The sequence below is a fragment of the Bradyrhizobium sp. 26S5 genome, from assembly GCF_036923295.1.
In the GTDB taxonomy this organism is placed as follows: Bacteria; Pseudomonadota; Alphaproteobacteria; order Rhizobiales; family Xanthobacteraceae; genus Bradyrhizobium; species Bradyrhizobium septentrionale.
In genome coordinates this window covers 6014971-6034245 of the sequence record NZ_CP145948.1, presented here as the reverse complement: position 1 = coordinate 6034245, position 19275 = coordinate 6014971, and the positions used below count along the sequence as shown (strand labels likewise).

Annotated in this window: 27 protein-coding genes and 2 tRNA genes; 16 read left to right on the top strand and 13 right to left on the bottom strand. The window is 62.3% G+C overall.

Going from position 1 to position 19275, the window contains the following annotated elements; genetic code table 11:
* The first annotated feature begins 92 nt into the window (after nucleotides 1-92).
* Complete coding sequence (locus V5279_RS28365; protein WP_338690201.1) at nucleotides 93-332, top strand: hypothetical protein; 240 nt, start codon at nucleotides 93-95, stop codon at nucleotides 330-332.
* A gap of 58 nt (nucleotides 333-390) precedes the next feature.
* Here V5279_RS28365 and V5279_RS28360 read toward each other — a convergent pair whose 3' ends face one another.
* Complete coding sequence (locus tag V5279_RS28360; protein WP_338690199.1) at nucleotides 391-642, bottom strand: hypothetical protein; 252 nt, start codon at nucleotides 640-642, stop codon at nucleotides 391-393.
* Nucleotides 643-1120: 478 nt separating this feature from the next.
* Here V5279_RS28360 and V5279_RS28355 point away from each other — a divergent pair, with 478 nt between their 5' ends.
* From V5279_RS28355 to V5279_RS28345, 3 genes are all read left to right on the top strand, one after another.
* Entirely contained in the window at nucleotides 1121-1489 is a 369-nt protein-coding gene (locus tag V5279_RS28355; RefSeq protein ID WP_338690196.1) for a hypothetical protein, read from the top strand.
* Nucleotides 1486-2352 (top strand): alpha/beta hydrolase, encoded by an 867-nt coding sequence (locus V5279_RS28350; protein WP_338690194.1) that lies wholly within the window; start codon nucleotides 1486-1488, stop codon nucleotides 2350-2352. Before V5279_RS28355 ends, V5279_RS28350 begins: the two co-directional genes overlap by 4 nt.
* Nucleotides 2353-2455: 103 nt before the next feature.
* Entirely contained in the window at nucleotides 2456-3616 is a 1161-nt protein-coding gene (locus V5279_RS28345; RefSeq protein WP_338690192.1) for a DUF2652 domain-containing protein, read from the top strand.
* Between the two features lie 62 nt (nucleotides 3617-3678).
* Here V5279_RS28345 and V5279_RS28340 read toward each other — a convergent pair whose 3' ends face one another.
* The 8 genes from V5279_RS28340 to V5279_RS28305 form a co-directional block, all read right to left on the bottom strand.
* Nucleotides 3679-4233, bottom strand: coding sequence for a hypothetical protein (locus V5279_RS28340; RefSeq protein WP_338690190.1), 555 nt, complete (start codon nucleotides 4231-4233; stop codon nucleotides 3679-3681).
* A gap of 134 nt (nucleotides 4234-4367) precedes the next feature.
* On the bottom strand, nucleotides 4368-4559 hold the full coding sequence (locus tag V5279_RS28335; RefSeq protein ID WP_338690188.1) for a hypothetical protein: 192 nt from the start codon (nucleotides 4557-4559) through the stop codon (nucleotides 4368-4370).
* A 201-nt stretch (nucleotides 4560-4760) separates the two neighbouring features.
* Nucleotides 4761-4946: a hypothetical protein gene (locus tag V5279_RS28330; RefSeq protein ID WP_338690186.1), complete on the bottom strand. Its 186-nt coding sequence runs from the start codon at nucleotides 4944-4946 to the stop codon at nucleotides 4761-4763.
* An 88-nt stretch (nucleotides 4947-5034) separates the two neighbouring features.
* Nucleotides 5035-5223: a hypothetical protein gene (locus tag V5279_RS28325; protein ID WP_166297589.1), complete on the bottom strand. Its 189-nt coding sequence runs from the start codon at nucleotides 5221-5223 to the stop codon at nucleotides 5035-5037.
* A gap of 175 nt (nucleotides 5224-5398) precedes the next feature.
* Nucleotides 5399-5587, bottom strand: a complete 189-nt coding sequence (locus V5279_RS28320; RefSeq protein ID WP_338690183.1) for a hypothetical protein — start codon at nucleotides 5585-5587, stop codon at nucleotides 5399-5401.
* A 2787-nt stretch (nucleotides 5588-8374) separates the two neighbouring features.
* Entirely contained in the window at nucleotides 8375-8524 is a 150-nt protein-coding gene (locus V5279_RS28315; protein ID WP_166297581.1) for a hypothetical protein, read from the bottom strand.
* Between the two features lie 471 nt (nucleotides 8525-8995).
* Nucleotides 8996-9070, bottom strand: a tRNA-Thr gene (locus V5279_RS28310).
* 172 nt (nucleotides 9071-9242) lie between these two features.
* Nucleotides 9243-9674 (bottom strand): hypothetical protein, encoded by a 432-nt coding sequence (locus tag V5279_RS28305; RefSeq protein ID WP_166297579.1) that lies wholly within the window; start codon nucleotides 9672-9674, stop codon nucleotides 9243-9245.
* A 149-nt stretch (nucleotides 9675-9823) separates the two neighbouring features.
* Here V5279_RS28305 and V5279_RS28300 point away from each other — a divergent pair, with 149 nt between their 5' ends.
* The 4 genes from V5279_RS28300 to V5279_RS28285 all read left to right on the top strand — a co-directional run bounded on the left by V5279_RS28300 (nucleotide 9824) and on the right by V5279_RS28285 (nucleotide 12046).
* Nucleotides 9824-10138, top strand: coding sequence for a dienelactone hydrolase family protein (locus tag V5279_RS28300; protein WP_166297577.1), 315 nt, complete (start codon nucleotides 9824-9826; stop codon nucleotides 10136-10138).
* Between the two features lie 71 nt (nucleotides 10139-10209).
* Entirely contained in the window at nucleotides 10210-10905 is a 696-nt protein-coding gene (locus tag V5279_RS28295) for an urease accessory protein (RefSeq protein ID WP_338690179.1), read from the top strand.
* Between the two features lie 161 nt (nucleotides 10906-11066).
* Nucleotides 11067-11540, top strand: coding sequence for a hypothetical protein (locus V5279_RS28290; protein ID WP_029080177.1), 474 nt, complete (start codon nucleotides 11067-11069; stop codon nucleotides 11538-11540).
* Between the two features lie 80 nt (nucleotides 11541-11620).
* Nucleotides 11621-12046 carry a hypothetical protein gene (locus V5279_RS28285; RefSeq protein WP_338690175.1) on the top strand — a complete coding sequence of 142 codons (426 nt, stop codon included), beginning with the start codon at nucleotides 11621-11623 and terminating at the stop codon, nucleotides 12044-12046.
* Nucleotides 12047-12104: 58 nt separating this feature from the next.
* Here the strand turns inward: V5279_RS28285 and rlmB are convergent, their stop codons facing one another.
* Nucleotides 12105-12929, bottom strand: coding sequence for a 23S rRNA (guanosine(2251)-2'-O)-methyltransferase RlmB (gene rlmB, locus V5279_RS28280; RefSeq protein ID WP_338690173.1), 825 nt, complete (start codon nucleotides 12927-12929; stop codon nucleotides 12105-12107).
* A gap of 310 nt (nucleotides 12930-13239) precedes the next feature.
* On the opposite strand from rlmB, the gene V5279_RS28275 reads away from it, so the two are divergent.
* Nucleotides 13240-13325, top strand: a tRNA-Tyr gene (locus V5279_RS28275).
* Between the two features lie 25 nt (nucleotides 13326-13350).
* Here V5279_RS28275 and V5279_RS28270 read toward each other — a convergent pair.
* Nucleotides 13351-13650 carry a tyrosine-type recombinase/integrase gene (locus tag V5279_RS28270; protein ID WP_338690171.1) on the bottom strand — a complete coding sequence of 100 codons (300 nt, stop codon included), beginning with the start codon at nucleotides 13648-13650 and terminating at the stop codon, nucleotides 13351-13353.
* Between the two features lie 359 nt (nucleotides 13651-14009).
* Between V5279_RS28270 and V5279_RS28265 the strand changes: the two genes are divergently transcribed.
* The 5 genes from V5279_RS28265 (at nucleotide 14010) to V5279_RS28245 (ending at nucleotide 16485) form a co-directional block, all read left to right on the top strand.
* On the top strand, nucleotides 14010-14474 hold the full coding sequence (locus tag V5279_RS28265; RefSeq protein ID WP_338690169.1) for a hypothetical protein: 465 nt from the start codon (nucleotides 14010-14012) through the stop codon (nucleotides 14472-14474).
* Between the two features lie 155 nt (nucleotides 14475-14629).
* Entirely contained in the window at nucleotides 14630-14863 is a 234-nt protein-coding gene (locus tag V5279_RS28260) for a hypothetical protein (protein ID WP_338690167.1), read from the top strand.
* Nucleotides 14864-15033: 170 nt separating this feature from the next.
* A complete protein-coding gene (locus tag V5279_RS28255) occupies nucleotides 15034-15363 on the top strand; it encodes a hypothetical protein (protein WP_414645842.1) in 330 nt (109 codons plus the stop codon).
* 181 nt (nucleotides 15364-15544) lie between these two features.
* Nucleotides 15545-15721, top strand: a complete 177-nt coding sequence (locus tag V5279_RS28250; protein ID WP_165124350.1) for a hypothetical protein — start codon at nucleotides 15545-15547, stop codon at nucleotides 15719-15721.
* Nucleotides 15722-15984: 263 nt separating this feature from the next.
* Entirely contained in the window at nucleotides 15985-16485 is a 501-nt protein-coding gene (locus V5279_RS28245; RefSeq protein ID WP_338690163.1) for a Spy/CpxP family protein refolding chaperone, read from the top strand.
* An 83-nt stretch (nucleotides 16486-16568) separates the two neighbouring features.
* Here the strand turns inward: V5279_RS28245 and V5279_RS28240 are convergent, their stop codons facing one another.
* Complete coding sequence (locus V5279_RS28240) at nucleotides 16569-16832, bottom strand: hypothetical protein (RefSeq protein WP_338690161.1); 264 nt, start codon at nucleotides 16830-16832, stop codon at nucleotides 16569-16571.
* 296 nt (nucleotides 16833-17128) lie between these two features.
* Between V5279_RS28240 and V5279_RS28235 the strand changes: the two genes are divergently transcribed.
* On the top strand, nucleotides 17129-17557 hold the full coding sequence (locus V5279_RS28235; RefSeq protein WP_338690159.1) for a universal stress protein: 429 nt from the start codon (nucleotides 17129-17131) through the stop codon (nucleotides 17555-17557).
* A gap of 51 nt (nucleotides 17558-17608) precedes the next feature.
* On the opposite strand, the gene V5279_RS28230 is transcribed toward V5279_RS28235, so the two are convergent.
* On the bottom strand, nucleotides 17609-17758 hold the full coding sequence (locus V5279_RS28230; protein WP_338690157.1) for a hypothetical protein: 150 nt from the start codon (nucleotides 17756-17758) through the stop codon (nucleotides 17609-17611).
* A gap of 374 nt (nucleotides 17759-18132) precedes the next feature.
* Between V5279_RS28230 and V5279_RS28225 the strand changes: the two genes are divergently transcribed.
* Nucleotides 18133-19068 (top strand): hypothetical protein, encoded by a 936-nt coding sequence (locus V5279_RS28225; protein WP_338690155.1) that lies wholly within the window; start codon nucleotides 18133-18135, stop codon nucleotides 19066-19068.
* Nucleotides 19069-19275: the final 207 nt, after the last annotated feature.

Genomic DNA, 19275 nt, shown 5'->3' with positions numbered 1-19275 from the left:
ATCGTGCAATGCAAAAAATAATTCCTGCATTGCACGGAACTTTCATCGTGATGCGTTATTATGCGATCGCCGGGGCTGGTGGACAAACGAACATGCGTAGCTTTGCGTTAGGGCTGATCCTCTCTGCGGTCGCTGTGCCGTGCCTTGCCCAGACGATCCTCAAATCCGAACCCCTCGTGCTTGCGCCGTATGAAGTCGTGTTCGTGCAGGACGCGTCCTGCACCGCGGGCAAGGTACTGAAGGTGACCGGGTCGATCCGGGGTCTGCATCGGCGGAAGATCTGCGTGTCGCTCACGGCCGAACAGGCCTCGCTGGCGACCGCGACGCCGTAAGGGCGGGACGACCGCTTTTGCATCCGGCCGCGATGCGTGCCGGCCGGTCTGCTGTTTTTTAATTCAACCGCGGCTCCAGGCGCGCTTCGCGATCAGCATCGGCCTTGTTCTTGACCGGGTCCTCGTCCGGCTCCGCCTGGCAGGGCCGGATCTCATAGTTATTCTCGAGCAGCGGGTGGGGCGAGGACTGCTCCTCGCCGGAGACGGCATCCACCACCAGCCCCGATTTCCTGGCGAGCCTCCAGACATCGGCCTCGGTTGGATAGGCCTTGCTCAGCTTGGCGTCTTGATAGAACAGCGCGTATGGCATTCGTCGTTTTCCCCAATCCCCGACAACGCCAGCACCCGTCCCGGGTTTCAGGCAATATCACCGTTCCAATCACGGAACCGTGAGCGGGGTTCCGGGCCAAGCATCTGAAAATATGAGTCATTTCGGCCCTTTCGCCGGGGACCCTGAGTCCTTAACGGGTGGTAAACCCCGGAAAAAAGAATCCCCGGGACTCCACGGGTAGAATCGCCGGATGCTTTCCCCATGAGAGCGATCCTTCAGACCCCCCATGAACGCGTGCACTTCGTGCTCGCGATCGCGCTGCTCGCGGCCTGCGCCGCGAACGTGGCGCTGGTCTGGTCGTGGCTTTAGCGAAATTTGGCTCTAGCGACCTAAGCGAAAACGCCGTGGCCGCGCGACGGCTGTAACGATTGACGGCCCCTGCATTCCTTCCATCATTGTCGGCAGAACAAGCGCCCGCCGCCGCCTGCGCCGACGGGCCGCCATCGGGGAGCGAACATTGATCGAAACGCTGAAGGAACGGGTCAATTGCGACGCCGGCCTGGTGCGGCGCGGCCGCTACCTCACCACGACATTCCTGCTCGAGATCGGCGCGGCCGTCTGGCTGATTTCGATCCATGAGGGCCGGATCGTGTCGGTGACCAAAGGGCCGTTCGTGATGCCCTCGTCGTCCTTTGCGCTGCGCACCTCGGAGGCGGAGTGGGAGCGCTTCTGCGAGCGGCGGCCGCCGCCGGGCTCCAACGACCTGATGGCGCTGATCAAGCGCCGCGTGCTGAAGGCCGAGGGCGAGCTGCAGGTGTTCATGGCGAACCTGCGCTACTTCAAGGAGGCGCTCGGCAAGCTGCGCCGCGAGGGAGTGGCGGCATGAGCGTCAAATTCGAGCCGATCATCGGCCGCTATATGCAGCTCGAGCTGTCCGGCCGGGCGCACCGCGTCTATGTCGAGGAGGCGGGCGAGGGCACGCCGCTGCTCTGCCTGCACACCGCCGGCGCCGACGGGCGGCAATATCGCGGCCTGATGAACGATGAGCGCGTCACCCGCAACCATCGCGTCATCGCCTTCGACATGCCCTGGCACGGCAAGTCGTCGCCGCCGCAAGGCTGGCACGACGAAGAATACCAGCTCACATCAGCGCAATACACGACGATGATCCTGGCGGTGATGGATGCGCTCGACCTCGACAGGCCGATCGTGATCGGCTGCTCGATCGGCGGCCGGATCGCGCTGCATCTCGCACTCGAGCATCCCGAACGCTTCCGCGCCATCATCGGCTTGCAGGCCGGCGCGCATGTCGATCCGTATTACGACCTGAATTTCCTGCACCGGCCGGACGTGCATGGCGGCGAGGTCGCGGCCGCCATCGTCTCGGGGCTGGTCGGGCCCGACGCGCCCGACAAGGAGAAGTGGGAAACGCTGTGGCACTACATGCAAGGCGGGCCCGGCGTGTTCAAGGGCGACCTCTATTTCTACAAGATCGACGGCGATATCCGCGCCCGCATCGCCGAGATCGAGACCAAACGCTGCCCGCTGTTCCTGCTGTCAGGCGAGTACGATTATTCCTGCACGCCGGAGGAGACGGTCGCGGTGGCGAACAGCATTGCCGGCAGCGAGGTCACCATCATGAAAGGCCTCGGCCATTTCCCGATGAGCGAGAATCCCGGCGAATTCCTGAAGTATCTGCTGCCGGTGCTGGAGAAGATCGGCGGCCGCCAGAGCACCGGTTCGCGCTGAGAAACACGTCAGAACCGCTACTGTGCCCCTCGACCGCGGGCGGCGCGGGTGACAGACTGCGCGTCCGCACGATTGGCGTGAACCGGTTGCGTAGGAGGTCTCGATGCTTCCGAAAGCTGAAGCAGCCTATTTCGCGATTGCCGACATCTCCGGCTATACGAACTTCCTCGCGGCGGTCGAGCTCGACCATGCCCAGGACATCATCGCCGATTTCATGGACGCGGTGGTGAAAGCGCTGCGCCCGCCATTTCGCCTCGCCAAGTTCGAGGGCGACGCCGCGTTCGTCTACACCACCGCCGAGACAATCGACGGCTCGTTGCTGCAGGACGCGATCGAGGGCGCCTATTTCAAGTTTCGCCGGCGCCTGCGCAGCGTTAGCCAGGCCTCGGCGTGCGAGTGCCGGGCCTGCGTCGCGATGGGCGATCTCGATTTCAAATTCGTCGTCCATCATGGCGAGATGGTGAAGCAGAAGATGGGCGGGCGGGAAGAGCTCGCCGGGCGCGACGTCATTCTGGTCCACCGGCTGCTCAAGAACACGGTTTGCGAAAAGGTCGGCGGGTGCGCCTACGCGCTCTACAGCGACGCGGCGATCCGCGCCATGGGCGTCGATCCGATTGCGCAAGGTCTCATCGCGCATCACGAAACCATCGACATCATCGGCGACGTGACGCTGTGGGTGCGCGATCTCGAGGCGGCGTGGCAGCAGGACGACGCGCAAAGGCGGATGGAGGTGACGCGCGCCGACGCCCACGCCATGCTGGAGTTCGATATCGCCGCGCCCCGGCAGACCGTGTGGGAATTTCTCACCGTGCCCGGGCAGTGGCAGCAATGGTGGGACGCCGACACCATTGTCGAGGAATCCGGCAAGGGACGGCGCGGTGTCGGCACCAAAAATCACTGCATGCACGGCAGCCATGCCGTCGTCGAAGAGCTGCTCGATTGGCACCCGGCCGACTACTTCACGGTGGGTATCACGCTTCCGGTCCCCGACGCGCCGCGGATCGTGATGACCCGCGCCGTTCTGGACAGTCCAGACGGAACGACGCATCTGGAGCTGCGGCTCGCCAAGCCGAAGCCGAAGGACAGGGCGTTCGTCGACGGCGCCTTGGCCAAATACGCCGAGCGCATGACCCGGGCGATCGCCGGCCTGCGATCGATGCTGGAAGGAAAGCAGCCCGTTTCCGACGCAGTGGAGGAGCCGGCGCTGACGCGATCGAGCGGACGCTTCCTGACCGATCCGGTGAAATCGGGCGCGCTGCGCTGAAGTCCAATCGACCCCGGCGGACAAGCGCGGGGGGCAAGGCCATCAGGTGAACAGGTCGCTGGTTACTTGCCGGAGCGCGGCAGTTCGCTGTTGTCGCGGATCGCGGCGCGCACCTTATCCATCGTCGTGGTGCAGTATTCCTCGCGCTCCTTGAGGAAGCGCTGCTGCTGGGCGCGGAAATTGGCAACCCGCTCGCGCACCTCGGACCCGAAGTCGCCGCTGATGTCGAGTTTTGCGAATTGCGGCGGCTGCGCCGGCGACGGCGGGACTTCGACGACGGTCACTGCCAGAGGCGGCGGAGCCGGCGGCAGGCCCTCGATCACGGTCGGCACGGGGAGCGGCGGCGGCACGGCCGCGGGCCGCGTCTCGGCCGCAGGCTTGGGCTTGATGTCGAATGTGGCGATGGCCTCGGCCAAGGCCTCTGCAGCGGCGGCGAGTGCCGGCGTGGCGGGTGCGGGCGCAATAGCAGGCGGCGCGGCGGTCTGCTGGGCGGCCGGTGGCGCTGATGTCCGCGGGGCAGGCGTCGGCATCCCGGCGTCGGGCTGCTTGCCCTTCACCGACTCCACGAAAGCCATTGTCTGCGCGATCAGGAGATCGCGTTCCTTCATCCACTTCATGGCGCACCTTGAGCGGGCGGATTGCAGCAGAGCAACCGCGCGGAATCAAGCACTCGCCATCATGATGGTTGACGAAGACGCCTGTTTTGCAGGCGCGGTGACAAAATTGTGACGTACCCGGCGTGCGAGGCGGGTCAGCGCTGGCGGGGGTTGGTGTTCGGGACGAACGGGGTGCCGACGATCCGGACCGGCGTCAGGTCAGGGGCCGGCACCTGATTGGGGGCCGGCCTAACCGCGGCATTGGCCGGCGGAGATGCCGGATCCAGCACCGCAACGGCGCCGGCGGCAGCCATGCTGAGCAGTGTGAACGTGCCCAGAAGGAGCATGTTGCGGTTAGGTTCGCGTAGCCTCATGCGAGGAAAATCGCGTGAGGGGGCTTAATGTTCCGAACAAATCCTCAGGCGGTTTCGCGTGGATTTGGCGCGGCGCTCAGAGAGCGCGTCAGGAGCGGACCTGAAGGCCTTGGGCGTGCTGATCAGGGGACGAGCCGGCGGGCGGGGCAGCATCGCGACGGGGTGCGGCTCAGTCTAGTGCGCGGCGGCGGCCGCGGCGGCCGGCGCTGGTTCGGTGCTGCGGGCCTCGATGAGGTCGGCGTAGCGGCCATACTCCTCGGCCATTTCGAGCAGCTGCTGGCGGACCGTGGCGTCGGTGACCTGGCGGGCCAGCCGTCGTGCCTGATCGGACTGGAAGCGGTAATGTGCTGTATCGGACATGGGATGGCTCCTCACATATGTGTAAGGGCCATCAGGCAAAGGTTCATCAAGCCGTCATTGACGGGAAGGCGTCCTTCAAGGGAAGGCGCTATTGAAGGGTCTGTGAGCGATCGGTCAGCGCGGCCGGGGCTGCGTGCCCCGCCTTGTCCTCGCGGACCTCGACCTCGAACCAGCCCATCTCCTTCAGCTCGCGCGCCTTCTTCTCGGCCGCATCTTCGCTGTCGCGCTTCAGCACGATCTGGCTGGTGCCATCACGGGCAAGGATCAAATAGGTCATTGGCTGAGTCCCATCCCGCATTCTGCATACCCCATTCTGGGCCGCAAGGACAGAAACAAGGCGGAGGATGGGTGATCCTACGGGAATGATCCCACGATTCCTGCCAAGGCGCAGGGCGTCGCGGGTGTTTCCGAACCGGCCCTCCGGCAAGGGCCGGTCTGGAGGGCGATCGAGCCTAGCGCTTCACCACCGTTTCGATATGGCGGTTTCTGTCGTCCCACCGGCCGCTCTGCAGACAGCTCTGACGGTAGCTGTCGCAGACGGCGAGATCGCCGCCATGGGTGCGATTCCAGCTCTTGCAGGTCGACGCGATGTAGGAGCAGGTGCATTTGCCCGACGCCGCACTGGTGCTCGACGGCGCCAAGCTGACCAGCCGTAGCGGCTTCGTCAGCAGGCCGCGATGCTTGCTTCGTCTTTTTCTGCCTGGCGGTGCATGCCTGCAATTCGGCGTGGCGCTGGCCGTTGTCCATCGCGCCTTGGGGCTCCCGCATGCAGGACGATGCGCAGCACGCGGCCGAGTAATCGAACTGGTTGGTGTAGCGAGACGGGAAGGCGAACGGTCACCGCGGGGATGGTGTGGGGACTTGATCCTTGCAGGCAGTGGGATCCTGCGTGGGGATCCAACTCCCGCTGCTGCACTGGAGGCCGCGACCTCCGCCGAGGCAGATGAGGGCTCCCTGGGAATAAAACGCGTTGTTGTAGACACAATTCCTCGTCATGGAATCGATCTTCTGGGGGTCCGGCAGGAAGATGTCCTGCGCCGATGCGACACGCGACATCATGCAGGCGATGACGGCTATTGCCAAAGCTGATCTCCTCATTCGCGCTCTCCTTCTCAGCAATCGGGAATCTTGAGATGGCCGCGGTGAGGCGGATCGCCGGAAGGTAATTGTTTCGTATGACGGCTCAGCGTCGGTCGGCGCGTAGCATGCAGCGGGGGGCCGTCAGCGCGATCGATGATGTGAAGCGCCGCCTGACAACCGGGAAACTACGGCCTCCTGTGTACGTTGTGGGTAAGCCGCAAGGCGCTTTGATTGAGCCGCAAATAAATGCTCGGCTTGGTCCAACACAACTCGGCTTAAGCCGAGTCTATCTGGATGGAGGACTCGATGCCCAGGCACTTCGGTTTGAAGGCAACAACGGCGGCAGGACGGTCGGCGTTCACGGGGTCATCAAGAGACTTGCAGGAGCGGACTGCATCGGCGGCGGCGTCGAAGGGCCATCCTCCGGCCAGTCCTGCAGCGACAAGGCTCGCGTCACCAAACTCGGAGCTGCCGTATTCTCCTGCGAGCTGGCGGGGCTGCCGTGGTCGGCGGACGATCTCGGTCAGCTGAGGTCACTTCCCGATGAAGGCCGGCGCAAAGAAACTACGCGCCGAAGCCGACTATGCCGACCAGATCGCTAGAAGCGCTACAGACCAGAAGAAGCGAGAACTGTACGAACGCCTCGCTGCCCACTTTAGGAATCTGGCTGTGGAAATCGATAAGGCGATGGCAGATCGCTCGGGGTAAGGCTGCGTCAGTTGGCGGTCTACCGTCGAGCCACAGCAAACGTTCCGGCCCCATCATTCCTTGGGACGCCAATCATTCCGCGAGTTGCGACAATAAGCCTGAAATAAATAGCTCGCTATTCGCTCCAGACAGGCACACAGTAAATCCATCACCGCCCGAACCCGTGGCTTATATCGGTGATGAGAACGCTCGATCGCGCTCCCGCCTTCCTCTAACGGAATGGAGCGTGGCATGTCCTTGAAGCGACATCTCATACACACTCAATCACTTGAACAGCGGCTTGGCATCCAGGCAGAGCGGCTCCGCAAGGAGGCCCGGGGGACTCCCCCAGGCATCGATCGCCAGCGCCTAGTCCGCAAGGCTCGTCTGGCCGAAACCGGCTCACACTTGGGCGAATGGCAGCGGTCCCCGGGTTTGCGAGCGCCGACGTGATGGGTCGATACCCATCCCATGCAGATATCGGCGTGAAGAGAATAGTTAACTTCCGCAGGCGATGGGCAAACAAGAGCGACACGGTAATTAAAACCGCCCTGAACCACTTCTGGAGCAAACAGATCAACAGAAGTGCTGCCGCCATACAGAAGGAGAAAGACAGGCTCCTCAAGTAAAGAGGTCATCGCACTCGAAAAGTGCAATATCCGGGATTTTGTTCGTACCCTCTCGGGGCTAGGGAAACGCCGTCCGTATTTATTTCAAACGGGCGGCGTTACTTGTCTGGGCCGCCTCAGTTGGAAACCTCTTTCTGCGACGCGAAGTTCGCTGGAACTTTTCTGTCTCCCGCGCTTTTTGATTCCGTTTTCGGGGCAGCAACGTCAGCTTGGAGAGAGGAGCCATGAAGCGACGACGCCGCGTTAAGCAGCTTGTCCCGCTTGAAGAACGCCTTGCCCAAGAAGCCCAAGTGTTACGCCAACGGGCTAGAGAACTTCCCCCATGTAGAGAGCGAGAGGCCTTGCTGAGGAAGGCGCGGCACGACGAGACTGCCGCTCATTTGACCGAGTGGCTGATGTCCCCCGGTCCACGAGCGCCCATCTAAGGAGGGCGCCGATGCACACGAACCACCACCCAATTGACGGCATCGAGGCTGCCTTTGTCTGCGCAGCGGCGGTGTCTTTCGTGGCCCTGATCGCAAGCGTTGCGTGGCTCTTTCTCGGATGAAGCGCCCGCAATGAGGTGAGCGGAGTTAGGAAGCGCCACTTCGAAAACGTTCCATGCCCGTTCTGGATTCTGCCATTCGCTCCAGGAACAAGTGTTCACTTTGTAACTTAAGGATTCGCCTCGCTGGAGGGCAAGTCCATGAGCGCAATGCGCAGAAAATCCAAGAGATCGAACTGCAGCCGGTCAAAGCCTGTCGGTGCGGCAAGCCACAGGATTTGGTCCGGACCATGCTGAACGTTCGCACCGGGAAACACGTTCGCATGTTTGAGAGCAGGACGTGCGGCGAACGAACCTGGGACGAGTGAGGGCTGTTTCAGTTCAATGTGCGACAAATGCGATCGACGCGGAGATACAGCACGTGAGGCGCGCAAGGACCACTGCGATCCGGATTCAAGACGCGCGCGCAGCCGAAGCGGCCCTCGATTTGATTGGGGAGATGGAGGCTCGAAAGAAGGAGCTCTATCCGACGCAGGAATAAGGCCGCCTCATTTGTCCTCCGGGATCTTGCCCTTGCCGTCGCAGGTCTTGCATTTGACCGGATAGATTTTGTGGCCCGGGTGAACAGGCTGCTCAACCGGCGGGAAGCCCGTTCCTTTGCAGGCCGGGCAGATACGCTCTTTGACCTTCGGTTGCATTTGAAGCCTCTCCGGCCGCCTCAGTTGGCGGCCTTTCAATGGTGGGCTGCCACAAGCGCACTCAGGGCGGCCGCCAAGACCCAGACCATCAGCGATAAAGAGTAGAAGGACGGACGATCCACCTTCGCTACTCATCTTGGGAGAATCGAAAGGGGCCGCTCCACGCGCGGCCCCTTGCCGGTTTAGTCTGAAAATTTGTTCGGGATGAAAAGCTAGCCCCGGCAACAGTTAGATTAAAGTTTTCAACAGGCTTTTAGGATTCCGGGGAAATACGGTGTTTCGCCATCTGAACCCGGAAATCCGACATGAGAGTTTGTCGATAGCGTCGTGGAAGGCCGGGGAGCCCCATCGGCTGGAAGCCCGGTGATGACCGGCCAGCCGGATTGATTGGCGGTCCTGGTGGACCGCCAAAGGCCGCACGGGCGATCTCGTCCACCCCAATGGATAAGAGCGGAATGTCGGCCAAACCAATGGTGCCGGCTGAGGGGATTGAACCCCCGACCTTCAGTTTACAAAACTGCTGCTCTACCGCTGAGCTAAGCCGGCGACATGGGAATGATTTGCGCGCTCGCATAGCAGACTTGGTGCGCCAGGGCCAGAACCTGAAGAACCGATGTCCAGAACCTGAAGGCCAGAACCGATCCCTTCGCTTCGAGCGGAGGGGCACGGAAAAGGCGGCCCGCAGGCCGCCTTTTGCGCCGTCAGCGGCTTGCGTGAGCTACTGGCAGGGATGCCGGAGGCCGTCGCTGCCGCGGAACCAGGTGCCGGGGGTGCAGACGAAGCCGTTCTGCCGGGCATATTCCTCGCCGCCGATCGGGGTGCGGGCGTATTCCGGACCGCCAAACGGGGCGGTGGCGATCGCAGCCGCCGTGCCGACCGCGCCGCCGACCACACCGGCCGCGACGTCGGCAGGCCCGGGGTCATACCGGTTGTAGCTGCCCTGCCAGTCGCGATCTCGCCGATAGGTGCGGTCGCGAGTGGTGGTGGCGGTGGTGCCAGGCGCCATCCTCTCGCATCGGGCGTCCGGCCAGGCATTCGAGCAGCGGGCGGTGGTGCCGATGGTCTGTTGCGCCATCGCGGGGCTCGCCACGACCGATGCGAGCAGGGCTGCTGCGCCAAGGAAGCGTCCAAGGATCTTCAGTTGTGTCATGCGATATCTCCTCTTGTCGTCGTGAGGGGCTAATCTCGCTGCACGGCGCCTGTTCCGGCGCAGCCTTGCCCTGCGTTCAAACCAGTGTGAAGTTCCGCAATGCTCGCGCATGATGCGTTCCGGATCACGCAGCCTTTGACGAGCACTGCATGCACACACGCGACGTCGATTATGCTGGCGGCGACGCCTCTCTGCGTGGCTATCTCGCCTTCAACGACGCCGAGCTTGTGCTGACCGGGGCCGACGATCCGCTGACGCCGCCCGATCAGGTGGTGGCCTTCGAGAACGAGATGCGTGCCGGCAAGGTTGCCGACTGGCAGGTGATCAGCTACGGCAACACGCTGCACGGCTTCACCAACCCGACCGCCGACGGCTCGATCATGAAATCGGCACTCTACGATGCGCGGGCCGACCGCCGCTCCTGGGCGGCGATGCAAGGCCTGTTTGACGAAGTGCTTGTTTGACCAGGTGCTGGCCTGACAAGATCAGCGATGTGGTGTTTGATCTGCAGTGACGGCGCGGGCGCGGGGGATCGATGTTCGGAATCTTGAGTCTTGGCTTTCTGCTCGGCATGCAGCACGCGCTGGAGCCCGATCACATCGCAGCCGTTTCGAGCATCGCGGCACGCCGGACCCATGTCGGCGACATCGTCAAGCACGGCCTGACCTGGGGCCTCGGCCACACGTTGACATTGTTCATCTTTGCCGGTGCCGCGATCCTGCTCGGGCGGGCGATCCCCGAGACGGTCGCGCAGCCGATCGAGACCGCGGTCGGCGTCATGCTGGTCGGCCTCGGCGCGCATCTGTGGTGGCGGCTGTGGCGCGACCGCGTGCACTTCCACACCCATTCGCATGGCGACGGCACTGCGCATTTCCACGCCCACAGCCACGCCGGCGAAATCTTGCCGCATGCCCGCGCCGCACACAGCCACGCGCACGGTTTCCGCTGGCGCACGCTCCTGGTCGGCCTGATGCACGGCATGGCGGGCTCCGCGGCGCTCCTGGTACTGACGGTGTCGCAGGCCCCAAACCCGGTGATCGGGCTTGGCTATGTCGCGCTGTTCGGCGTCGGCTCGATGATCGGCATGGGCGTGCTGTCGAGCGTGATCGCGGTGCCGCTCGCGGCCTCGGCGCGCTGGCTGACCTGGGCCAATCGCGGGCTGCAAATCGCGGTCGGCGCGGTCACGATCGCGATCGGGATCCATTCGATCGTCGAGAATGCGTTCACCTGATCCGCCAGCGGCCGTTAACGATTTCTGATCCCGCATCGCCGCATTGAGCGGATGCCGATGCTTACGCGTTAGGCTTACCGGAAGTTTGGCCCGCGTCCTTAACCCTTCCGCCAAGGGCTTGGATTAGGCTGCGGATCGAACAATTCGGGACGCTGGGTGACATGCGCGTAAGTCTTGCGCTGGCGATATTGGCTGCGATGACCTCGACGGCGCTGGCCGGGGGCGGCTTCGACATTGTCGTGCCCGTGCGCCCGGGCGTGCCCATCATCATCAACGGTGTCGACGCCTCCTACGCGGTGATCGAAAGCGCGATGGGCCTTGCCCGCAACGACTCGATGGTGCCGACCGTCTATGGCGGCCGCCCGATCGATCCGGTGCCGAATGTCGGCCACTATTATCCGAGCCTCGGCCGCATGCCGGGTTACGGCCGGCTCGAGATCGAGCCGCCGGCTAACCGGCGCCTGCCGCAGCCGGCCGAGAGCTATCATGAATCATGGTCGGCGCATTCCGCGCCGCTGCCGGCGCAATCCAATGTGCCGGTCGATCCGCCGCCGGTGATCTACGCGCCGCAGTTCAACGGGCCGCAGCGGCTTCCGGGACCGGTGCCGCGGCCACTGCGACCAAGAGGCCCCTAAATCGGGAGCCCCTTAAGCAGGGGGGCCCATCATAGCCATCAAGAGCTACGCGACGACAACGAGACCCACAGGAGAGAGTAATGCGTCAAATGATCAAAGGACTGATTGCGGCCGTGGCCGTCATGGTGACCGCGCCCGCAATGGCGTGCGGCTTCAACCCTTGCGGCTATTCCGCGCCCGTCGTGAATTACGGCTGCGGCGGTTGCGGCGGCTATGGCTATGGCGGTTACGGCGCGGTCGAACGTCTGCCCGACCCGGATGCCGCCTATCCCAGCGCGGCGCAGCAGTATTATTACGTCAACCAGGGCCCGACCTACACCGGTCCGGGCAACTGGGCGCCGCGTCCGTATTATCGCGAGGGCTATGGTCGCCCGTACGGCTATGGCTATCGCCACTACGGCTACCGGCATCACTACCGGTCGTCGCACTATGGCTATCGCTACGGCTACGCGCATCGCGCGCCGGCCTATCACTACGGCCACCGCGTGCTGCGCCGCTACTACTGATCCGACGATCTGTCGAAGACATCAGCGCCCGTTCGCGTCTCGCGAGCGGGCGTTGCTATTACATCAGCCCGAGCCGGCTGGCGCCGATATAGAGCGCGAGCACGGCGGCGTTCGAGACGTTGAGGCTCTTGATCTCGCCGGGCATGTCGAGGCGGGCGACGACGCGGCAGGTCTCGCGCGTCAATTGCCGCAAGCCCTTGCCTTCGGCGCCGAGCACCAGCGCGAGCGGCGCCTGCAGCTGAACCTTGCCGAGATCCTCCGAGCCCTCGCTGTCGAGGCCGACGGTCTGGAAGCCGCGCTCGTTCAATTCGTTCAGCGCGCGCGCCAGATTCTGCACGGTGACAACAGGCACCAGCTCGAGCGCGCCGGAGGCGGATTTCGCCAGCACGCCCGTCGCCTCCGGGCTGTGGCGGGCGGTGGTGACGATCGCCTTGACCGCGAATGCCGCGGCCGAGCGCAGGATAGCGCCGACATTGTGCGGGTCGGTGATCTGGTCGAGCACCAGCACGATGCCCTCCAGCGCCAGCGTGTCGATATCGGGCGAGGGCAGGGGATCGGCCTCCGCCAAAAGGCCCTGATGCACGGCATCCGGGGTGAGGCGCCGGTCGATGTCGCCGGGACGGACGATCTCCGGGGTGACGCGGGTCGCGATGTTTTCCTCGGCGAGCCGCTTTGCCGCGTTCTCGGTGAGGTAAAGCTTGCGGATCTGGCGGTCCGGGTTGGCCAAGGCCGCCGCCACCGTGTGCCAGCCATACAGAATCACCGGCCCGTCGGAACCGGATTCGCGGTCCCGCCAGGCCGGCGGACGGGCGAATTTTGACCCTTTTTGGAAGGGTTTACCGCCCTTGCCTCGGAAATTGGGTTTGCGGTCGCGATCGCTCATGTGAGGCTTGTGTCACGGCTCCCGAATATTGGCAATTTACACAGCGTTTTCGAGCGAAGTGGGGACCGGTTCGCGTGAAGAAAACGCGTCAAAAACAAGAATCTAGCCCCCGCATTTGCCGGTTTGGAACAGAGATCCCGCCAGCCCGCAAAAGTATGCCAAATAGGCGGCCGGCTTGGTTGACTTTGGGGACCGCCTTCGCCCATAAACGCGCCCGACCGCGCACCCGCTTCGGGTCGGCCGGTTATCAGCGTCATTTCGATGACCCGGTCCGCCGCCACTCGCGCGGCCGGTTCTGATGCTGTTGGACGGGGGAGTGTCCCGAGTGGCAAAGGGAGCTGACTGTAAATCAGCCGCCTCATGGCTTCGCAGGTTCGAGTCCTGCCTCCCCCACCATTCCAAATTTTCGACATTGAAATCGTTATTCTTTCTCGCCTGACGCCCGCACCTTTCCCTTCGGTGCGGGAATAGATGTTCGGGTTTCGTCCAGCGTGCCGATACCTTGCGCGGCCAATCGGGCGCGCTCAGCTTCGCGGGTGTAAACCTCAGCCTGGCGAATATTGGTCCATCCGAAAATCGCCATGAGTTGGTGAGCAGTCGCGCCATTCTCAGCGGCGATCGTCGCGGCAATCTTGCGCACACCATGGGCGCTCTTGTTGATCCCGCATTGACGGGCCGCTTCTGAAAACGCGTTGCCGAAACTCTCTTTGGTGAACGGCAACCCGCGCCACAGCTCGCACACGTTACATCCGTTTTCAGCACGTTCATCCTCGCCCTGAGGCGATCCTGCCCTTTACATGAACACGGCCAAAGCGAAGGAGGTTGGAGAAATCACGGCCAGAACGTCACTATCCCCGAAGCCGTCCCGATCGCCGCATGTCGCCGCCAAAGTGCAAATCGTGCCAAAGGAACATTGCTTGCGGTTCCGAGAGCCGGGAAACACCTGACGTTCGAAAGCGCCACGGCGGGGCGAGTTTCATTCCGACGCGATTGCATTCCGTTGATCTACGTCAATCTCGCGGCGCCTACGAGTCGCAGCTTCGTCGTTCGCCAAATCGTTCGTTAGAGAAAGGGCGCGCCATGCTTCGTTGGATCCTCGCCGCTTCGGCAGTTCTGCTTCTCGTTGCTGTCTGCGTGTTTCCTGATGATGCCTATGCCCGTCGTGGAGGAGGCGGCGGATTCCGCGGCGGCGGAGGTGGCTTTCACGGTGGCGGGATGCGTGGCGGTGGCATGCATGTAGCTGGCGGAAGGGTTCATGGTGGAGGATATCGCGTTGCCGGCCGCCCGCGGCCATCACACCCGATCGCCGGCCGTCCGGGCTATCCGGGCCGGCCGATTGCAGGTCGCCCCGGCCGCCCGGTCGCCGGCTATCCCGGATATGGCAGAGGTTACTATCGCCCTGGCTGGGGTTATGGTGCTGCTGCCGTCGGCGCCGCGACCGCTGCCGGCGCATACTATGGCAGCTACGGCTATTACGGAAACCAAGGCTGCTATTACGATCAGTCCGGTCAAATGGTCTGCCCGCAGTCCCAGTATCAATACTGATCCGGCCGAGCGGTGGTGGATAGTTCAGCCGTCGCTCCGCTACGCTTCGTTGATCAGGATCGGTCGTGCTTCAGCACGACCGGATTGGATGTGTTGCACCCAAAAGGTCGCCACGATCGCGACCTCCTCTGTTTGAGTCTTTGAGGAGAGGATCGATGGAGTACGGCGCGTTCACCGACGCGAGCCTGAAGATGATGTACGAGGCTGTTCGCGGCGCGCTCCAAGCCGACGATGAGTTCGAGGCCAATGGTGAAGATGCAAAATTCCGGGTCCGGTCGACGGCCGAATGGAAGCTGCATGCCAGCAATCTTGAAACCGAGATCCTGAGGCGAGGGCTCCGGATCGACATCATCGATTGGACGAACGGCCAGGGCGAGCTCCCGCTTTAAGGGTCTTCAAGGTCGGCGAGAACGCAGACCCGAGTTCCGCCAATCTTCCGCAAGCCGGGGTCCGCGTACCGATCAAACGCATCTGGAAAAGCTTGATCCAGATCAACGGCTCTCCGGGTTCTTGGCTTTCAAACCAGACCGGGTAGGACCCGCAGATTGGAGGAAGAGCCATGCCGACAGATTCGAAGACGATCACGCTAGCGACGTCCATCTTCGCGTGTGCCATGCTGCTGTCTTTTGACTGGTCGGAGCAGAGCGGTGTCTCGATCTCTGTCCAAAGCGCGCAAGCGCGCGTCGGTCGTCCTTTGACGCCGGTGAGCGTCGCGGGCGTTGCCCGTCGCCAGACACGAAGGGCAGTGGTCGGAACCGCTGCTGTGGGAGCTGCGGCTGCGGCCGGCGCTTATGGCTATTATAACTATCCTTCCAGCGGTCAGGGTTTTGTCTGCACACCCGGCACGTATTTCCGGGGCGAGGATGGCCGCCAACACCTCTGCCAGTAAGCTGAGGAGGTATCGAGGCTAGCGGGACGTAAGCCGTTGCCGATCACTCGATGGCAGAGGAGAGGCGTAACGCGGCACTCAGATCGTTGTCCGAATGCCGGAGGAAAGGGGAGTTCGCTCCAGCACCGGCAACACCGCTGCCAGCCACATTGAACGACGATTGGATCGCTTCGGAGGACCAATGGCCGACACCCCAAAGCTCTCGGTCGAGAAAGCGCTCGAAAAGTTACGCAATAGCGATAAGCCAAAGTCGAAGGACGAACGCCACGAGGAGAAAATGAGTGCGCTCGACGAAGAAATAAAGCGCATGAGAGCGCAGAGGCTGCGCCTGGATCGGCCCAAACGTAACCGCGACTAGGCGTTCCGTTGTTGCTCAAATCGGACCGTGCGATCCAGGCGGCACCATATGCAGCGTCAGGGCGAAAATCGCATGGATGAGCACGCCGTTACGCCGGTCATAGCCCGAGGTGGACTGACCTGAAGTCGCGCGGCATTTCCTGAACGGCTCGACGCGTGTCCATATTTCCGCTTCCGTGCCATTTGACCTAGATCAACCCGCGGCCGATCCGGTTGTGCGCTTCTTGTCAGGGACATCAATGAGAAGCAGCTCAGGAGTTTGTCATGACTAGAATTACAGCTGCCGCAGCGATTGCACTTTTGCTCACAACGTCGTCTCTCACCTGCGCAGCGGAGACATCTCCGACTGCCGGAGCAGCACAACCCAGCGCCGCCGACTTGAAAGCCTTGACGGATATGCGCGTCGGCATCGTCAAGGCCGCCCTGCAATTGACGCCCGACCAGGAGAAATACTGGCCGGCCATCGAGGATGCCATCCGCGCGCGAGCGAAGAATCGGCAAGCCCGATTGGAGCGGATAGCCGAATTGCACGAGAAAGGCTCGATTCTCGGTGACGGCAGTCCGGTTGAACTCATGCAGCGACGGGCGGATCGGCTCATTCAACGCGGGACCGATCTCAAGAAGCTCGCGGATGCCTGGGAGCCGCTCTACAAGACGTTGAGCGACGATCAGAAGAGGAGAATGGCCTTCGTATCGTTCGCCGTCATGCGCGGCATGCGAGACGCAATTGAGCATGACGACGAACCAGAGGACGAGGACGAGTAGGACAGGCTGAGAGGCGGGCCTGCATGGCCGGGTTTGCGGCCAAAGCTCGGCAATAGTGGCAGATTTTTTCCGTGCGGGAAATGCTATTTCGGAAGGCATTCCACGTTGTAGGCAATGATGATCTGTGCCGGGTCGGCTTTGCCAACACTCTTCAGGTCTTCCAGGCCGCTTCTTAGCTTCGCGCCCGCCTCTTTGAGGCTGCCCTCAAGTGTGGCCTTGGCCGCCCTGCATCGCTCCTCGCTTGTGAATTCCTGGAACACCACGGTCGGGAGCAGCCTCCATTCGGCCTTGTCGATCGTAGCGGCCGGGCTGACCGAATAGGAGAACACGTACATCAGTACCCACATCGGCGTGCTCCTTTTGCGATGCGAGGATCGCCCGATGCTTGCGCATTATCGCAGGGATTGAGCCGTCACCTACGTGATGTGTGGCGAAGGTCCCGGGTCCGCCATGATCTAGATCAAGGGTGCAAGCGTGCACGCTTCCTATCGACCGAGTTTTCTTGCTTTGGATCAATTGCAGAGATCCGGACCGCGGTGCGCGGAGCGATAGATTGATCTATCTCAAGACCGTATCTGGAACGAAGGCTCAGCTTTCGTTCGGAAGGCAGCGATGCGTCATGCAGATAATCGGGAGGTGAAGCATGTACCGGCATATTCTCATTCCGACAGATGGGTCCGAACTGGCGGAGCATGGAGTCGCGCAGGGGGTAGCGCTCGCGAAATCCCTCGGCGCCAAGGTATCGGTGATCTTTGTCCTGGAGCCCCTTTCAGAGCTGGGGGCACGGTACCGTGAGGTGCTCGCCGGATATGCTGCGATACGCAAGGAACAGGCCACCAGCGCGCTGGATGGCGCGGCTCGTGCGGCCCGGGAGGCCGGTGTGTCCTGCGAGACGATCCAAACGGAGAGCGGGCAACCGCATCAGGCCATCATCGCAGCGGCCAAGGACAAAGGCTGCGACCTTATTGTCATGTCATCGCACGGACGTAGCGGACTCTCCGCAGTTCTGATCGGCAGCGTGACAAACAAGGTGCTGACGCAGGCGAAGACCCCCGTCTTGGTTTGTCAGTGAACGCGCAGATCGCTCGATAGAAAGCGCCGGCGCGGGCTTCGAGCGCGAAGTTCACGCCCGCAAGGCGCGCCGCAGCAGTTTGGCGAAATCCTGCGCCATCTGCGACGGCGCTTTATGCGTGGGAGAGAGGACCGCGATCCGGTAGTGGATCTTCGGCTTGAACGGGCGGATGGCGAGGCCCTCGGTGAACGGCTTGCTCACCACCGGATCGACGATGCGCCGAGCTGACACGTAGCCGAGAAGAATTCCGTCTCCGACATCACGTTCCAGCGCGCGCTACATTCGGAGAAGGCCGACGCCAGCTAGATCGGGTCGCCGCGAAACAGCGTGACCAACAGGACGCCGTTGCGGCTTCGGCGTGGTCGCGGTCGCCGGTCAGGAAAGATCCGAAAAAATTACCGCAAGATCATCGATCCGGGTTCAATTCGACATCAAGTAAAATCGAAGCCGACAAATTGCCTCGCAAAGCCAATTTTCGCTATGCTCGCCCAACCGGACAGCAATGATCCCGGATGGTTATCCCCGGCGCGATGGACCGGGCGCGACACCATCGTGGATTGAGGTTGGGGAGAGCTATGGCGAGCTTCGTTCAGTTCTTGCAGAATTCTGGTGTGTTCGCTGCGCAAAACTTCATGATCGTTCCTCGGGAAGGCTTCAACCTGGTTTGCCTCCGCGACAGCAAGGACGTTGGCCTGTCGTATGATCGCAATCGGTTGCTGGTCGAGGATGTGCGCCTCGATGACGTCGAACGCGTCGCTCAGGAATACATCAAGTTTCGCTTCAGGGAGCAAAAGGGTCAGGAGCGCGACGATCAGTTGCTGCGTCTGCGTACAGCGCTGTATGCCACCGCACGGCCGGACGGCCCTGCGCGCGGCCTCAAGGTCTCGCCCAAAGATAAAGGCATTCCGGAACTTAAGGCCATCCGCGGCAACGCAAGCATCAAGCTGGATGTCGCCATTCTGCCGCGCAAAGATTTCACGGTCGCGTTCAAATTCCTCAAGCGCCTCGATCAATCCGGCAAAGTGATCAACGCCACGAAATGGACGCCGGATGACGTGCCATCGTTCCTCACCAAGCTGAACTGGACGTTCGGGGCTCAGGCAAATATCTTTTTCACCCCGGCCGAGGCCACATGGATTACGGTCCAGAAAGCCCTGGCGCCCAAAATCCCGCGGGATGTTTTTCGAAAGGATATCGTGCCGTTGAAGGGGCGCGGCGCCGACCTTACGTGCTTTCTCGTCGGCGACTATGATGCAAAGGATAATGAGGCGGCCGGGGAGTACCTGCCTGATGAGCAGGTATGCGTGGTTGTCGACCAGGGCAATCCACCCGTATTCGACCATGGCGAAGCGTTCATTGGCGTCATGGCGCACGAGTTCGGTCACTTCTTGCACCACAAACGGAACATGCCCGGGAGTGGACACCATGACCGAAGCGGTATTTTGCTTTCCAGTGGCATGGAAAGCCTGTCCCTGGACAGGCAACTCGTCAGCAACTTCAACGCGTGGTGAGATCGCTCGTTCTCGGCTTTTACGGTTTGGCAGCAACGTACCCGTAGTAATTCATAAGTATGCGACGACGAACTGCGGATCGTTTGGCTGCAGGGGCTCGTTATTATCGCCTTTGAACAGCGGACCGCCGCGCCAAGCGTAGAAGTACTTTTGCTTGGTACCGTCGGCGAGACCTTAGTCGCGCTCGCGACGCCGGGCATCGAACGG

Bases quoted from the DNA above. Each gene is read 5' to 3' on its own strand.
- V5279_RS28350 (WP_338690194.1), top strand. From the start codon at position 1,486: ATGAGCGTCAAATTCGAGCCGATCATCGGCCGCTATATGCAGCTCGAG.
- V5279_RS28265 (WP_338690169.1), top strand. From the start codon at position 14,010: ATGCTTCGTTGGATCCTCGCCGCTTCGGCAGTTCTGCTTCTCGTTGCT.
- V5279_RS28335 (WP_338690188.1), bottom strand. From the start codon at position 4,559: ATGCTCCTTCTGGGCACGTTCACACTGCTCAGCATGGCTGCCGCCGGC.
- V5279_RS28255 (WP_414645842.1), top strand. From the start codon at position 15,034: ATGCCGACAGATTCGAAGACGATCACGCTAGCGACGTCCATCTTCGCG.
- V5279_RS28300 (WP_166297577.1), top strand. From the start codon at position 9,824: ATGCACACACGCGACGTCGATTATGCTGGCGGCGACGCCTCTCTGCGT.
- V5279_RS28325 (WP_166297589.1), bottom strand. From the start codon at position 5,223: ATGACCTATTTGATCCTTGCCCGTGATGGCACCAGCCAGATCGTGCTG.
- V5279_RS28330 (WP_338690186.1), bottom strand. From the start codon at position 4,946: ATGTCCGATACAGCACATTACCGCTTCCAGTCCGATCAGGCACGACGG.
- V5279_RS28235 (WP_338690159.1), top strand. From the start codon at position 17,129: ATGTACCGGCATATTCTCATTCCGACAGATGGGTCCGAACTGGCGGAG.
- V5279_RS28365 (WP_338690201.1), top strand. From the start codon at position 93: ATGCGTAGCTTTGCGTTAGGGCTGATCCTCTCTGCGGTCGCTGTGCCG.
- V5279_RS28225 (WP_338690155.1), top strand. From the start codon at position 18,133: ATGGCGAGCTTCGTTCAGTTCTTGCAGAATTCTGGTGTGTTCGCTGCG.
- V5279_RS28360 (WP_338690199.1), bottom strand. From the start codon at position 642: ATGCCATACGCGCTGTTCTATCAAGACGCCAAGCTGAGCAAGGCCTAT.
- V5279_RS28340 (WP_338690190.1), bottom strand. From the start codon at position 4,233: ATGAAGTGGATGAAGGAACGCGATCTCCTGATCGCGCAGACAATGGCT.
- rlmB (WP_338690173.1), bottom strand. From the start codon at position 12,929: ATGAGCGATCGCGACCGCAAACCCAATTTCCGAGGCAAGGGCGGTAAA.
- V5279_RS28260 (WP_338690167.1), top strand. From the start codon at position 14,630: ATGGAGTACGGCGCGTTCACCGACGCGAGCCTGAAGATGATGTACGAG.
- V5279_RS28285 (WP_338690175.1), top strand. From the start codon at position 11,621: ATGCGTCAAATGATCAAAGGACTGATTGCGGCCGTGGCCGTCATGGTG.
- V5279_RS28240 (WP_338690161.1), bottom strand. From the start codon at position 16,832: ATGTGGGTACTGATGTACGTGTTCTCCTATTCGGTCAGCCCGGCCGCT.
- V5279_RS28345 (WP_338690192.1), top strand. From the start codon at position 2,456: ATGCTTCCGAAAGCTGAAGCAGCCTATTTCGCGATTGCCGACATCTCC.
- V5279_RS28295 (WP_338690179.1), top strand. From the start codon at position 10,210: ATGTTCGGAATCTTGAGTCTTGGCTTTCTGCTCGGCATGCAGCACGCG.
- V5279_RS28245 (WP_338690163.1), top strand. From the start codon at position 15,985: ATGACTAGAATTACAGCTGCCGCAGCGATTGCACTTTTGCTCACAACG.
- V5279_RS28315 (WP_166297581.1), bottom strand. From the start codon at position 8,524: ATGCAACCGAAGGTCAAAGAGCGTATCTGCCCGGCCTGCAAAGGAACG.
- V5279_RS28305 (WP_166297579.1), bottom strand. From the start codon at position 9,674: ATGACACAACTGAAGATCCTTGGACGCTTCCTTGGCGCAGCAGCCCTG.
- V5279_RS28250 (WP_165124350.1), top strand. From the start codon at position 15,545: ATGGCCGACACCCCAAAGCTCTCGGTCGAGAAAGCGCTCGAAAAGTTA.
- V5279_RS28290 (WP_029080177.1), top strand. From the start codon at position 11,067: ATGCGCGTAAGTCTTGCGCTGGCGATATTGGCTGCGATGACCTCGACG.